At 61.5% G+C, this 14,678-nt stretch carries 10 protein-coding genes and 2 pseudogenes; 6 read left to right on the plus strand and 6 right to left on the minus strand.

What is annotated here, in order from left to right; translation table 11 throughout:
* Positions 1–210: 210 nt before the first annotated feature.
* From QF039_RS31295 to QF039_RS31320, 6 genes and pseudogenes are all read left to right on the plus strand, one after another.
* A complete protein-coding gene (locus tag QF039_RS31295) occupies positions 211–1,962 on the plus strand; it encodes a glucan biosynthesis protein G (RefSeq protein WP_008439280.1) in 1,752 nt (583 codons plus the stop codon).
* Positions 1,955–4,530 (plus strand): annotated as a pseudogene (mdoH, locus tag QF039_RS31300) (glucans biosynthesis glucosyltransferase MdoH); the annotation flags it as partial. The gene QF039_RS31295 and the pseudogene mdoH, both read left to right, overlap by 8 nt.
* A 237-nt stretch (positions 4,531–4,767) precedes the next feature.
* A complete protein-coding gene (locus tag QF039_RS31305; protein ID WP_043226395.1) occupies positions 4,768–5,571 on the plus strand; it encodes a transporter substrate-binding domain-containing protein in 804 nt (267 codons plus the stop codon).
* A gap of 219 nt (positions 5,572–5,790) precedes the next feature.
* Positions 5,791–6,588, plus strand: a complete 798-nt coding sequence (locus tag QF039_RS31310; protein ID WP_003209284.1) for a transporter substrate-binding domain-containing protein — start codon at positions 5,791–5,793, stop codon at positions 6,586–6,588.
* Positions 6,589–6,731: 143 nt separating this feature from the next.
* Positions 6,732–7,691: an amino acid ABC transporter permease gene (locus tag QF039_RS31315; protein ID WP_307522389.1), complete on the plus strand. Its 960-nt coding sequence runs from the start codon at positions 6,732–6,734 to the stop codon at positions 7,689–7,691.
* A complete protein-coding gene (locus tag QF039_RS31320; protein ID WP_307522391.1) occupies positions 7,684–8,418 on the plus strand; it encodes an amino acid ABC transporter ATP-binding protein in 735 nt (244 codons plus the stop codon). Before QF039_RS31315 ends, QF039_RS31320 begins: the two co-directional genes overlap by 8 nt.
* Positions 8,419–8,555: 137 nt before the next feature.
* On the opposite strand, the gene QF039_RS31325 is transcribed toward QF039_RS31320, so the two are convergent.
* From QF039_RS31325 to tatB, 6 genes and pseudogenes are all read right to left on the minus strand, one after another.
* A complete protein-coding gene (locus tag QF039_RS31325; RefSeq protein WP_177049085.1) occupies positions 8,556–10,463 on the minus strand; it encodes a methyl-accepting chemotaxis protein in 1,908 nt (635 codons plus the stop codon).
* 172 nt (positions 10,464–10,635) lie between these two features.
* The gene (locus QF039_RS33860; RefSeq protein WP_371103578.1) at positions 10,636–11,508 is read right to left on the minus strand and encodes a methyl-accepting chemotaxis protein; all 873 of its coding nucleotides are present in this window, start codon (positions 11,506–11,508) and stop codon (positions 10,636–10,638) included.
* Positions 11,494–12,552, minus strand: a pseudogene (locus tag QF039_RS33865) (methyl-accepting chemotaxis protein); the annotation flags it as partial. The pseudogene QF039_RS33865 and the gene QF039_RS33860, both read right to left, overlap by 15 nt.
* A 178-nt stretch (positions 12,553–12,730) precedes the next feature.
* Complete coding sequence (locus QF039_RS31335; protein WP_003209293.1) at positions 12,731–13,438, minus strand: 16S rRNA (uracil(1498)-N(3))-methyltransferase; 708 nt, start codon at positions 13,436–13,438, stop codon at positions 12,731–12,733.
* Positions 13,435–14,226, minus strand: coding sequence for a twin-arginine translocase subunit TatC (gene tatC, locus QF039_RS31340; protein WP_026078063.1), 792 nt, complete (start codon positions 14,224–14,226; stop codon positions 13,435–13,437). The genes QF039_RS31335 and tatC overlap by 4 nt, the downstream gene beginning before the upstream one ends.
* Positions 14,223–14,669 carry a Sec-independent protein translocase protein TatB gene (gene tatB, locus QF039_RS31345; protein WP_003209296.1) on the minus strand — a complete coding sequence of 149 codons (447 nt, stop codon included), beginning with the start codon at positions 14,667–14,669 and terminating at the stop codon, positions 14,223–14,225. Before tatB ends, tatC begins: the two co-directional genes overlap by 4 nt.
* Positions 14,670–14,678: the final 9 nt, after the last annotated feature.

The following is a 14,678-nucleotide window of genomic DNA, read 5'->3' on the forward strand; positions in this document are numbered from 1 at the left end:
GCTGACCCTGATGCGTTGTCACGCGGGCTACTAGATAATCGCGCGCTACGGGGATCAGCGTTAATTGGTCCATTTTTGACTTAGGTAGAGACTTGTCCGATAGCCATTGGGGAATCATTTAGCCCCATGGGAGTCGGAACAATGCTCGCCAACCTGGCATATAGATAGCTGGCCGTTGGTTTTTTGATCTGTTTTCGGCGAGGGTTGCTCGTGATTGTTAGTCCCTGTAATGCACCAAAATTGTCTGCCAAACGGTTACGAAACGTACTGGTGACGGGCTCTGCCCTGTTTTGCCTGTTCGGCGCGGGTCAACTGTGGGCATTCAGTCTGGATGATGTGTCGGCCAAGGCAAAAGAGCTGGCCGGGCAGAAATACGAAGCTCCGCGCAGCAATTTGCCGAACGAATTCCGCGAAATGAAATTCGCTGATTACCAGAAAATTCGTTTCCGCAACGAAAAAGCCGAGTGGGCCGATCAGAACACCCCGTTCAAGCTGTCCTTCTACCACCAGGGTATGCATTTCGATACACCGGTGAAAATCAACGAAGTCACCGCCGACAGCGTTCAGGAAATCAAGTACGACCCGTCCCGCTTCGATTTCGGCGACGTCAAGTTTGATCCCAAATCCACCGAACAGCTGGGTTATGCCGGTTTCCGTGTGCTGTACCCGATCAACAAGGGTGACAAGCAAGACGAAATCATGACCATGCTCGGCGCCAGCTATTTCCGCGTCGTGGGCAAGGACCAGGTCTACGGCCTGTCTGCCCGCGGCATGGCGATCGACACTGCGTTGCCGTCCGGCGAAGAATTCCCGCGTTTCACCGAGTTCTGGATCGAGCGTCCAAAACCGGGTGAGAAACAACTGGTGATCTACGCCCTGCTGGATTCGCCGCGGGCCACCGGCGCTTATCGCCTGATCCTGCGCCCGGGTACCGACACCATCGTCGACGTCAAATCCCAGATGTACCTGCGTGACAAGGTCACCAAGCTGGGCATCGCCCCGCTGACCAGCATGTTCCTGTTCGGCGCCAACCAGCCGTCCAAGGTCCTCAACTACCGTCGCGAGCTGCACGATTCCAGCGGCCTGTCGATCCATGCCGGCAACGGCGAGTGGATCTGGCGCCCACTGAACAACCCCAAACACCTGTCGGTCAGCAACTTCACCGTGGAAAACCCGCGTGGTTTCGGCCTGCTGCAACGCGGCCGCAACTTCAGCCACTACGAAGACCTCGACGACAACTACGACAAGCGCCCAAGCGCCTGGATCGAGCCTGAAGGCGATTGGGGCAAGGGCTCCGTCGACCTGGTAGAGATTCCGACCGCCGATGAAACCAACGACAACATCGTTGCGTTCTGGAGCCCGGAAACACTGCCGGAGCCAGGCAAGCCGCTGGACGTTGCCTACCGCCTGCACTGGACATTGCAAGACGCCGAGTTCCATTCGCCAGAAAGCGCCTGGGTCAAGCAGACCCTGCGTTCCACCGGCGACGTCAAGCAATCCAACCTGATCCGTCAGCCAGACGGCAGCGTGGCTTACCTGGTGGACTTCGAGGGCCCGTCCCTGAAGAAATTGCCAGCTGACGCACCGGTTCGCAGCCAGGTCAGCGTGGGCGACAACGCCGAAATCGTTGAAAACAGCGTGCGCTACAACCCGCACACCCAAGGCTGGCGCCTGACCCTGCGCATGAAGATCAAGGACGCAGGCAAGCCGACTGAAATGCGTGCTGCTCTGGTTCAGGACATCGTGCAGCCGGAACCGGAGAAGGTTTCGACCCAAGTGTTGAAAGCCGACAAGGTCCTGGCCAAGCAGCACGAGAAAGCAGCCAAGAAAGACGCCAAGGACAAGGACGCCAAGCAGCCGGAAGCGGCTGCCCCAGCCACACCACTCCCTACCCAGGATCAGGCCAAGACAGAGCAAGTCCTGACCGAAACCTGGAGCTATCAGTTGCCTGCCGATGAGTAATTCTCAAGTCCAGCCAGAGACTCTTGCCGAGTACCTGGCGCATCTACCGATGACCGATGAGCAGCGCGCCGAACTGGCGGGCTGCGAGTCCTTCAGTGAATTGCACAAGCGCCTGTCATCGTCCACGTTCGACGCGCCTGCCGACGCTGCCCAGGCATCGGTAGGCGCCCGGCTGACCCTCAACACTGCCGAAGAGTTGCAAGACGCCGAAATGCTGGTGCTCGACGCCAGCGGCCGGGTTTGCCTCAAGGCCACGCCGCCGATCCGTCGGACCAAGGTCGTGCCTGAGCCGTGGCGCACCAATATCCTGGTGCGTGGCTGGCGCCGCCTGACCGGCCGCACGAATCCACCGGCCCCGCCGAAGGATGAGCGCGTACTGCCGGCCGCCCGCTGGCGCACCGTCGGTTCGATCCGTCGCTATATCCTGCTGGTGCTGATGCTCGGCCAGACGATCGTTGCCGGCTGGTACATGAAAGGCATCATGCCGTACCAGGGCTGGTCCTTCGTCGACTTTGACGAGATCCGCAACCAGACCCTGCTGCAAACCGCGACCCAGGTACTGCCTTACGCCCTGCAAACCAGCATCCTTGTGCTGTTCGGGATTCTGTTCTGCTGGGTCTCGGCCGGTTTCTGGACCGCGCTGATGGGCTTCCTGGAACTGCTGACCGGTCACGATAAATACCGTATCTCCGGTAAAAGTGCCGGTGACGAGCCGATTCCGAAAGACGCCCGCACCGCCCTGGTCATGCCGATCTGCAACGAAGACGTGCCCCGGGTATTTGCCGGCCTGCGCGCGACGTTCGAATCGGTGGCTGCCACCGGTGACCTGGACCGTTTCGACTTCTTCGTCCTCAGCGACAGTAACGAGGCCGACATCTGCATCGCCGAGCAGCAAGCCTGGCTCGACGTGTGCCGCGAAGCCGGTGGCTTCGGCAAGATCTTCTATCGCCGCCGTCGCCGTCGCGTCAAACGCAAGAGCGGCAACCTCGACGACTTCTGCCGTCGCTGGGGCGGTGACTACAAGTACATGGTGGTGCTCGACGCCGACAGCGTGATGAGCGGCGAATGCCTGACCAGCCTGGTGCGCCTGATGGAAGCCACGCCGGATGCCGGGATTATCCAGACCGCGCCGCGTGCGTCGGGCATGGACACCCTGTATGCGCGCATGCAGCAGTTCGCCACCCGGGTGTACGGCCCGCTGTTCACCGCCGGCCTGCACTTCTGGCAGCTGGGTGAATCCCACTACTGGGGTCACAACGCGATCATCCGCATGAAGCCGTTTATCGAGCACTGCGCCATGGCGCCGTTGCCGGGTAAAGGTGCGTTTGCCGGTGCGATTCTTTCCCACGACTTCGTTGAAGCTGCGCTGATGCGCCGTGCCGGCTGGGGCGTGTGGATTGCCTACGACTTGCCGGGCAGCTACGAAGAGCTGCCGCCGAACCTGCTGGACGAACTCAAGCGTGACCGTCGCTGGTGCCACGGCAACCTGATGAACTTCCGCCTGTTTTTGGTAAAAGGCATGCACCCGGTGCACCGTGCGGTGTTCCTCACCGGCGTGATGTCGTACCTGTCGGCGCCGTTGTGGTTCTTCTTCCTGGTGCTGTCCACGGCCTTGCTGGCGGTCAACACACTGATGGAGCCGCAGTACTTCATGGCGCCGCGCCAGTTGTATCCGTTGTGGCCACAATGGCATCCGGACAAGGCGGTGGCGCTGTTCTCCACCACCATCGTGCTGCTGTTCCTGCCTAAATTGCTGAGCATCATCCTGATCTGGGCCAAGGGCGCGAAAGAGTTCGGCGGCAAGTTCAAGGTGACCCTGTCGATGCTGCTGGAGATGCTGTTCTCCATGTTGCTGGCGCCGGTGCGGATGATTTTCCACACCCGTTTCGTACTGGCCGCGTTCCTCGGCTGGGCGGCGACCTGGAACTCGCCACAGCGTGACGACGACTCCACGCCATGGAGCGAGGCAGTCAAGCGCCACGGTCCGCAGACCCTGCTCGGCTTCTTCTGGGCGCTGCTGGTGGTGTGGTTGAACCCAAGCTTCCTGTGGTGGCTGGTGCCGATCGTCGGTTCGCTGATGCTGTCGATTCCGGTGTCGGTGATTTCCAGCCGGGTCAAACTGGGCCTCAAGTCTCGCGACGAGAGCCTGTTCCTGATCCCCGAGGAATACAATCCGCCCCAGGCGCTGTTGTCGACCGACAAGTACACCCACGAAAACCGTTGGCATGCGCTCAATGACGGTTTTGTGCGGGCGGTGGTCGATCCGCAGCAGAACGCCCTGGCGTGCGCCTTGGCAACTTCCCGTCACGGGCAGGCGGAGCCGATTGAGTGGCTGCGTGTTGACCGGGTTCGCCACGCGTTGAAAGTCGGCCCGGCCGGCCTCAACAACGGTGAACGCCTGGCCTTGCTCAGCGACCCGGTCGCCCTGGCACGCTTGCACGAGCAGGTCTGGAGCGAAGGCCACGCCGAGTGGCTGAGCGCCTGGCGCGAGTCGGTCAAGGCCGATCCGCATGCGCCATTGCTGCCATTGAAGCCGCTGTCGTCCCAGGCTCAACCGGCCTGATTCCGACGCCCCCGAGGTGCCACCTCGGGGGCGTTTGCGATAACCGTCCTACGTTGTTTTTCCCTTCTGCTGCATCGCGCTAACTCCTTGTTATTTCGAAACAAAAGACCCTTCTCCGAGGCATATTGCCGTGCCTGCGAGTGGGTTAGCATCGCCCCCCAAATCTGACTCGAAGCCTGCGGCTTACGCGAACTTGCGCGTGGCCGGGTGTGGGAGTGTTTAATGGAACAGGGGCTTTTTTCATGATCAAAAGGTATTTGTCGATGCTGCTGCTCGGCATCGTCACATTTTCCCACGGTTACCTGGCGCATGCCGGAGCCATAGATGAGGCCGTTCGGCGGGGTGTGTTGAAAGTCGGCACCAATCCGGCCTACGTGCCCTTTGAGATGACCGACAAGAAAGGCCGGATCGTCGGGTTTGAAATTGACCTGCTCCGGGAGATGAGCAAGGCGCTGGGGGTCAAGCTGGAGCTGGTTTCGGTACCGTATATCGACCTGATTCCCGGCCTGCTGGCCAGCCGGTTCGACCTGATCGGCAGCGGCATGACTGTCACGCAGGAGCGCAACCTGACCCTCAATTTCAGCGACTCGTTCATCATCGTCGGCCAGACCGTGCTGCTGAACCCTCGGTTGGCCGACAAGGTCCAGAGCATCGAGGACTTGAACGAGGCCGGTTACCGGATCGTGGCCGCCGAAGGCACCACAGGCGAGGCGGCGGCGAAAAGGTTTCTCGGCACTGCACGGCTGCGCAGTTTTCCAACACCTGAAGAAGGCGTGCGCCAGGTGGTGGAGGGCAAGGCCGATGCGTTTATCCATGATGCGCCGTATAACCTGATCGCCATTACCAAGCCCCAGAACAGTGCGCTGTTGGCGCTGGAGCAACCCTTCACCTACGAGCCCCTGGCGTTCGGCTTGAAAAAGGGCGATTACGACAGCCTCAACTGGATCAATCATTTCCTCAACCAGGTGGCCCAGGACGGCACCTACGATCGGCTGCATGACAAGTGGTTCAAGGACTCGGGCTGGATGGCGGAAGTGGACTGGTAGTCATAACTGCTTACACATCAAGCAATTGGCTGGGCCGTGGATCGAGGTGTCTAGCCATGCCTTTCTCTGCACGGTTATGGGGCTTTTCTGTCATACCTTGGCAACAAATCCCGGCGAAACCTTTGTACCCGGCGGTGAGTGAGTTAGGATCGCACCCCGAAATGGTGCAGCCCTTTTGCGCGCCGACCTCACAAGAAAATGAGTTCAGGGGACTTGATGATGAAAAAGTATCTTTCGATGCTGCTGCTGGGCGTCACCGCACTGGTGGCGGTCAACGCGGCACATGCCGGCGCCATCGATGATGCGGTCAAGCGCGGTACGCTGAAAGTCGGCATGGACCCGACCTACATGCCGTTCCAGATGACCAACAAACGCGGTGAAATCATCGGCTTTGAAGTCGACATCCTCAAGGCCATGGCCAAGTCGATGGGCGTGAAGTTCGAGCCGATTTCCACCGGTTACGACGGCATCATCCCGGCCCTGTTGACCGACAAGTTCGACATGATCGGCAGCGGCATGACCCTGACCCAGGAACGCAACCTGCGTCTGAACTTCAGCGAACCGTTCATCGTGGTCGGCCAGACCCTGCTGATCCGCAAGGAGCTGGAGGGCACCATCAAGTCCTACAAAGACCTGAATGACGAGAAATACCGCCTGACCTCCAAGCTCGGTACCACCGGCGAAATGGTGGCCAAGAAGCTGATCTCCAAAGCCAAGTACCACGGCTATGACAACGAGCAGGAAGCTGTTCTGGACGTGGTCAACGGCAAGGCTGACGCCTTCGTCTATGACGCCCCGTACAACGTGGTGGCCGTGAACAAGGTCGGCGCCGGCAAACTGGTGTTCCTTGATCAGCCGTTCACCTTTGAACCCCTGGCGTTCGGCCTGAAGAAGGGCGACTACGACAGCATCAACTTCATCAACAACTTCCTGCACCAGATCCGCAACGACGGCACCTACGATCGCATCCATGACAAGTGGTTCAAGAGTTCTGAGTGGCTCAAGGACATGGAATAAAAGCTGACCTGCATTGATCGTTCCCACGCTCCGCGTGGGAATGCAGCCCGTGACGCTCTGCGTCACAAAGCGGACGCTGAGCGTCCAGTGAGGCATTCCCACGCAGAGCGTGGGAACGATCTCGACATATCCCGGAACCCGTAATGAAACAGAAAAAAGCCCAATGGCCCTGGCACCTGCTGACGGTGCTGGTGCTGGTCGGCCTGGCCGGCGCGTTGTATTACGCCACCTCGCTGATGTCCTACGAATGGCGCTGGAACCGCGTGCCGCAGTACTTCGTCTACCAGGCCGAAGAATCCCAGCGTGCGTCGGACATTTCCACCGTCAGCGAGCTGGTGCGCAAGGGCGATGTGGCTGAAGTCACCCTGCGTAATGACGAGGGCAACGAACAGCACCTGACCGTGGCCGAGAACAGCCTGCAAGTGGCCAATGGCGATGACGTGGCCGAGGGCGATGTGGTCGGCGTCACCCGGCATTGGGCTGCGGGCCCGTTGCTGTGGGGCTTGTGGACTACGTTGTGGCTATCGGTGGTGTCCGGGGTGCTGGGACTGTTGATCGGCCTGGCGACCGGATTGTGTCGCCTGTCGAACAACCCGACTTTACGCGATCTGTCGACGATCTACGTCGAACTGGTGCGCGGTACGCCACTATTGGTGCAGATCTTCATTTTCTATTTCTTTATCGGCACGGTGCTCAACCTGTCCCGGGAATTCGCCGGGATCGCCGCGCTTTCGCTGTTTACCGGCGCGTATGTGGCGGAAATCATCCGTGCCGGCGTGCAGTCGATTGCCCGTGGGCAGAGTGAGGCCGCCCGCTCCCTGGGGCTCAGTGCCGGTCAGTCGATGCGCCACATGGTGTTGCCGCAAGCCTTCAAGCGCGTGCTGCCGCCCCTGGCCGGGCAATTTATCAGCCTGGTCAAGGACACGTCCCTGGTGTCGGTGATCGCGATTACCGAGCTGCTCAAAAGCGGCCGCGAGGTCATCACCACCTCGTTCTCGCCGTTCGAAATCCTGTTCTGCGTCGCAGGCCTGTACCTGCTGATCAACCTGCCGCTGTCGAAAATCGCCAGCCGGCTTGAGCGGAGGCTCGCGCAAAGTGATTGAAGTCCGCGATCTGGTAAAAGTCTTCGACACCCGTGGCCACGTCGTGCGCGCGGTGGATAACGTGACCACGCAGGTGGCCAGGGGTGAAGTGCTGGTGGTGATCGGCCCGTCCGGTTCCGGCAAGTCGACGTTCCTGCGCTGCCTTAACGGCCTGGAGGAATTCGATTCCGGCTCGGTAAGCATCGACGGCCTGCAACTGGCAGACCCGAAAACCGACGTGAACGCCTACCGCCGTGAAGTCGGCATGGTGTTCCAGCACTTCAACCTGTTCCCCCACATGACCGTGCTGGAAAACCTCTGCCTGGCGCAAAAAGTCGTGCGCAAGCGCGGCAAGAAAGAGCGCGAGGCCAAGGCCCTGGCGCTCCTGGAGAAAGTCGGCATTGCCCAGAAAGCCTACGAGTTCCCGTCGCGGCTTTCCGGTGGCCAGCAGCAGCGCGTCGCGATTGCCCGCGCGCTGGCGATGGAGCCCAAGGTGATGCTGTTTGACGAGCCCACCTCGGCCCTGGACCCGGAAATGGTCGGCGAAGTGCTGGACGTGATGAAGACCCTGGCCCTGGAAGGCATGACCATGGTCTGCGTCACCCATGAAATGGGCTTTGCCCGGGAAGTGGCCGATCGCGTGCTGTTCTTCGATCACGGCAAACTGTTGGAGGACGCCGCCCCGGCGCAATTCTTCGATGCGCCGAAGGACCCTCGCGCCCAAGCCTTCCTGCGCCAGGTTCTATAAATGCGTTGAGAATCCTTCTTGTGGCGAGGGAGCTTGCTCCCGCTGGGCCGCGTAGCGGCCCTAAAAGAACGGGAGCGCTGCGCACTCCAGCGGGAGCAAGCTCCCTCGCCACAGGATAGCGTTGGTCGTGGGTTTTTTCAGACCTTGAACTTGCCCACCCACACCTGCAAATCCGCCCCCAGGCGCGCCAGTTCGACACTGGCCGCCGCAGTGTCCTGACTCGCGGCCCAGGTCTGTTCCGACACGTCCTTGACCTTCAGCACGCTGCGGTTGATCTCCTCTGCCACTGCCGTCTGTTCCTCTGCGGCAGCGGCAATCTGCGGGTTCATCTCCTGGATCACCGACACGGTACGGGTGATGCCAGCCAGCGCCTCTCCTGCGCGACGGGTCAGTTGCACGCTGTTGTCGGTGAGGCTGCGACTGTTGTCCATGATGTCGGCCACCTGCTGCGTGCCCCGGTGCAGGCCGCTGATCAACTCCTCGATTTCCTCGGCCGACTGCTGGGTACGCTGCGCCAGGCTGCGCACTTCATCGGCGACTACGGCAAAGCCCCTGCCGGCTTCGCCTGCGCGGGCCGCCTCGATCGCGGCGTTGAGGGCCAGCAAGTTGGTCTGTTCCGATACCGACTTGATCACCTCCAGCACGCTGCCGATCTTCCGGCTTTCCTGTTGCAGGCCTTGCATGGCCTGGCTTGAACGAGCCATTTCCTGAGCCAGGTGCTCGATGTGGGTAATGGCCTCAGCCACCACCTGATCGCCCTGGCCCGCCTGCCGGTCGGCCTCGGCAGCAGCCAGCGACGCTTGCTCGGCATGGCGCGCAACTTCCTGGGAGGTGGCGAGCATCTCGTTCATGGCGGTGGCCACCTGTTCGGTTTCCTGCTTCTGGCCGTCGACCCCGTCGCGGGTTTGCTCGGTGACCGCCGAGAGTTGCTCGGCGGCGCTGGCGATCTGCTGGGCGCTGTCGCCGATGCCGCTGATCAAGCCCCGCAGGTTGAGGGTCATTTGCCCGATGCTGCGCTGCAACTGCCCCAGTTCATCCTGGCGCGAGGCCTGGATGTCGTGGCTCAGGTCACCTTCGGCAATCCGGTTGGCCACGGACAGGGCCTGGCGCAGTGGTGCGACGATCTGGACGGCGATCAACCAGGCGGCCACGACGCCGAGCAACAGCGCCGCTGCAGTAACGTTGAGCAGCAGGGTGCGGGCGAGGCTGGCTTCGTTGTCACGCTTGGCGGTCTGGTCCTGGCTCAGCAGGTCGCTTTCCGTGAGCAACTGATCCAGCCACTGTTCAAGCTGGTTCTGGGTGGTTTCGGCGCTGAGTTGGGCGTCCTTGAGGCGTGTCAGGTGAGTCCGAAAATCGAGCAGAACTTTTTTCAGGGCGCTGGCGTCAACCGGCAGCGCGCCTACCGCCGCCTGGGCGCCATCCAGGGCCAGTAGCGCATCACCCACGCCCTTGGCGTAGGCGTCCAATGACGCAGCGGCCCAGGCGGGGCTCTGGGCGCGGTCTTCGGCTTGTTCCAGGGCCTGGCGCAATTGTTCCACGGCATCGAGAGCCTTTTCATCGTCTTGATTGGGCAGGTTGCTCGACAGTTCAGAGAGGCTGTCACTGCTCTGGACTGAGCTGCGCTTGAGCTGTTCACGGGCGTTTTCACGTTGCTTGATCAGCCCCTCCAGGCCGCTTAAGGCGGTCTTGAAACTGGTGACGAAGCGTCGGCTTTCCTGCAGCTGTTGTTGGTTGACCGGGTCGGTAAATCGCGGGGAAAGATCCACCAGGAACTGGTCGATCTTGTCCATGTGCAGCTCTATTTTGGACAGGCTGGCCGGGTCGTTCAGGGTGCGATAGACGATGCGATCAGCGCGCAACTCTTCGCCGACGACTGCCAATTGCGAGAGCAGCGTGAGTTTTTGGGAGCGCTCGAGGGATGCGCTCAAGGCTTGCCAACCGGTAGAGGCGATGATCAGGCTGAGGCTGAGCACCAGGCCAAAGCCCAGGGCAAGTTTGAGGCTGATGCTGATGTTTCCGAGCAGGCGGGTCAGTGGACGAAACATGGTGAACCTCCAACGAATCAAAAGGAGCGTCTCAAGCGTCCGGCCAACAATGGTCAGGGGAGTTGAAACGCTACTTTTATTCGGCGCCAGGTGTGTGATCCACGACCTGAAAAACGCGTAGGAAATTTCACATATTGTCGGAGCGACGGCCCTGATGGCCGCCGCAAGCGGGTCAGACCTTGAAGCGACCTACCAGGCTTTGCAGGTAAACCCCCAGGCGCGCCAGCTCGGCACTGGAAGCCGCGGTTTCTTCGCTGGCCGCCGAGGTTTGTTCGGAAACGTCCCGCACGTTGAGCACGCTGCGGTTGATCTCTTCGGCCACGGCGCTTTGCTGCTCGGCGGCGGTGGCGATCTGCTGGTTCATCGCCTGGATCGCCGAGACGGTACGGGTGATGTTCTCCAGGGCATTGCCGGCCCGACGGGTCAGCTCGACGCTGCTGTCGGTCAGGCCGCGACTGTTGTCCATGATGGTTGCCACCTGCTGGGTGCCGCTTTGCAGGCCGACGATCAACTCTTCGATCTCCTCGGTGGACTTCTGCGTCCGCTGGGCCAGGCTGCGCACTTCATCGGCAACCACCGCAAAACCGCGTCCGGCCTCACCGGCGCGCGCCGCTTCAATCGCTGCGTTAAGGGCCAGCAGGTTGGTTTGCTGGGCCACCGACTTGATGACGTCCAGCACACTGCCGATCTTGTCGCTCTCACGCTTGAGATGGCCCATGGCTTCGGTGGAGTTGCCCACCTCGCTGGCCAGGCGCTCGATCTGGGCGATGGCCTCACCGACCACCTTGTCACCTTCACGGGCCTGCTGGTCGGCGGCGACGGCGGCCTCGGAAGCTTCCTCGGCGTTACGTGCGACTTCCTGCACGGTAGCGGCCATTTCGTTCATGGCGGTGGCGACCTGGTCGGTCTCGACCTTCTGGCTGTTGACCCCGGCGCTGGTCTGCTCGGTAACGGCCGATAGCTGCTCGGCGGCACTGGCGATCTGGGTGACGCCGTCGCTGATACCGCCAATCAGCTCCCGCAGGCCCACGGTCATGCTTTGCATCGACCGTTGCAGCTGCCCCAGTTCATCCTGGCGCAGGGAGATCAGGTTGTGGCTCAGGTCGCCGGACGCCACGCGTTCGGCGACTTTGAGGGTCTGGCTCAATGGAATCACGATCTGCCGGGTAATGGCCCAGGCGGCGAGTACACCAAACGCCAGCGCGAGGGCGGTGGCCAGTAACAGCAGGTTCTTGGCGTGGGCGGCATCGGTATCACGCACCACGGTTTGCGAAGTGGTGAGTTTGTTACTGCGGTCGAGCAGGATATCGCCCTGCTCGCCCATGATTTTCATCGCGGCGGCACTGGCCACCTGGGAGTCGCGGTACTGGCTCACGGCGGCGCGGTAGGCCTGCAGCGAAACGCTGGCCTCTTGCAGGTTGGCCCGGTATTGCTCGGGCAACTGATCGTTGAGGTCGGTGATTTTCTTCAGGGCGTTGTCGATGGCATCCAGCGCCGGCTGTTCGGCCTCGACCTTGCCGCTGTAGGTGTAGCCGCGCACCTGGAAGCGCGCTTGCTGGATCAGTTTGCTCAGGTCGACCACGCTGTTGAACAGGGTGACGCTGTCGCCTTGCAGCAGGGATTTTTCCACTTCGTTGATTTTTGCGACGGCGTTGTCGGCGGTATCGCCCAGTTTGCTGCGGGCGCCTTCACGCTTGAGGCCGGCCTGCACCATGGCGCCGAAGGCTTTTTTGTATTGCCCCAAGGCATCCTGTTGCTGCTCTACCATGAGCTTGTCGTCGGGTTGCTCGATCAGGTCTGCGGCGGTTTTCAGGCCACTGTCCAGCTGGGTGATCAGGTCGTTGACCGCGCTGGTGCCTTGTTCGCCACGGCGCATTTCGAAGTCCAGTCGCGCCAGGCGCAGGTCCTTGGTCAGCCCGTTGAGGCTGGAGATGTAGCCCAGCTTGTCGCCACGGCTGATCACGCCGCTGAGGCCGGTCCAGCCGGTGAAGGTGATCAATAGGGTCAGGACCAATACCAGGCCGAAGCCTATGCTCAGCTTGCGGTTGACGCTGACATTCCCCAGTTTCTCGGCTAACCAACGATACATGCTGCGAACTCCCCTGGAACAAGGCTTGGACTTATTCGGAGCGTATCGGCAGATTCGGATGTTTCTGTAGGAGCGAGCTTGCTCGCGAAGGTCGTCAACGATAACGCGGGCATTCTGAGTGAGCGCGGTGTCCTTGAGTTTTTCGCGAGCAAGCTCGCTCCTACAGGAGAGGGCGGTGTTAGAAAAGGCGGGCGAGCAATGCGGTGACGGCGGTTTCGACTCTCAGGATGCGCGCGCCGAGTTGCACCGGCTGCAACCCGGCCTTGGCCAGCAGGTCCACCTCGTAGGGAATCCAGCCGCCTTCCGGCCCGATGGCCAGGGTGACCGGCTCATCCAGCCCACGAGGGCAGGGCGGATAGTCGCCAGGGTGACCAATCAGGCCGAGGGTGCCTTGCGCCATGGCGGGCAGGCGGTCTTCGACGAATGGCTTGAAGCGCTTTTCGATCACGATCTCGGGCAGCACTGTGTCCCGGGCCTGTTCCAGGCCGAGGATCAATTGCTCGCGAATCGCTTCCGGCTCCAGGAACGGCGTCTGCCAGAAGCTTTTTTCCACGCGATAGCTGTTCACCAGCACCACTCGCGGCACGCCCATGGACGCCACGGTTTGCAGCACCCGGCGGAGCATTTTCGGACGGGGCAGGGCCAGCAGCAGGGTCAGGGGCAGTTTGGCCGGCGGCGGCTGGTCGAAGGTCACTTCCAGCTCGGCTTCCCGGGCTTCCAGGCGCAGCAACTGCGCGTTGCCCATCAAACCGCCGATGCGTCCGACCCGCAGGCTGTCGCCTACGGCGGCACGGTGGACTTCCTGCATATGCACCAGGCGCCGATCACGCAGCACCACCCGGTCGGCCGCGATAAAGTCGGCCTCCTCAAGCAGCAGCAGGTTCACGGCTGGGTCGCTGGCGGCTGGTCGTCGTCGGCGGGTTGGTCATCCGGGTGATCGCCACGCTTGCTCACCAGGCTGCCAAACAGGATGCCAATCTCGAACAGCATCCACATCGGTACGGCCAGCAGGGTCTGGGAGAAGATGTCCGGCGGGGTCAGGATCATGCCGACCACGAAGCAGCCGATGATCACGTACGGGCGGATTTTCTTCAGGTATTTGACGTCGACCACGCCGATCCACACCAGCAGCACCACGGCCACCGGGATTTCAAAGGCCACGCCAAAGGCGAAGAACAGCGTCATCACGAAGTCGAGGTAGCTGGTGATGTCGGTCATCATCTCTACGCCGGCCGGGGTGGCGGCGGCGAAGAACTTGAAGATCAGCGGGAACACCAGGAAGTAGGCGAAGGCCATCCCGGTGTAGAACAGCAGGATGCTCGACACCAGCAGCGGCACGGCGATGCGTTTTTCATGCTTGTACAGGCCCGGCGCGATAAAGCCCCAGATCTGATGCAGGATCACCGGGATCGCCAGGAACAGCGAAACCATCATCGTCAGCTTCAACGGCGTGAGGAACGGTGACGACACGTCGGTGGCGATCATCGTCGCGCCAGCCGGCAAGTAGTCGCGCAGCGGCGTGGAGACGAAGGTGTAGATCTGCTGGGTGAAGGCAAACAGCCCGGCAAAGATGATGAAGATCGCCGCGACACAGCGCAGCAGGCGGGTGCGCAACTCGGTGAGGTGCGAGACCAGTGGCATGTGCTGGTCGGTTTCCGGTTTATCAGCGCTCATGGGGCTCGCGGCGGCAATGTAGGGTCGTGGGGCGCGGGCGACACGGCAGGTGTCGGCGCGGGTTCGGTCGGGGTCACGGGCGCAGTGGGCGCAGGCTCGACGGCGTGCACGGGTTCAGCGACCGGTGCAGGCGCGGGTGCGGCGGGCGGAGCAATCGAATGCTCGGCCACAGGCTCGACCGGCTTGGGCGTTTCCTGCACCGGCGAGAGAATCTTCCGTGCCTCCTGCTCCAACGACAGAATGTGTTCGTTGTGCAGTTGCCGGCGAATCTCGTCGGCGCCGATTTCCCGTTCAACTTCCTGTTTGATGGCGTTGAAACTGCGTTTCAGGCGCCCGATCCACAGGCCGGCCGTGCGCGCGGCACCGGGCAGGCGTTCCGGCCCCAGTACCAGCAGGGCCACGAGGCCGACGAGCAGCAGTTCAGAGAAGCTGATACCAAACATTATTCAGTA

Origin of the sequence: Pseudomonas sp. W2I6, from assembly GCF_030815935.1 — a bacterium.
In the GTDB taxonomy this organism is placed as follows: Bacteria; Pseudomonadota; Gammaproteobacteria; order Pseudomonadales; family Pseudomonadaceae; genus Aquipseudomonas.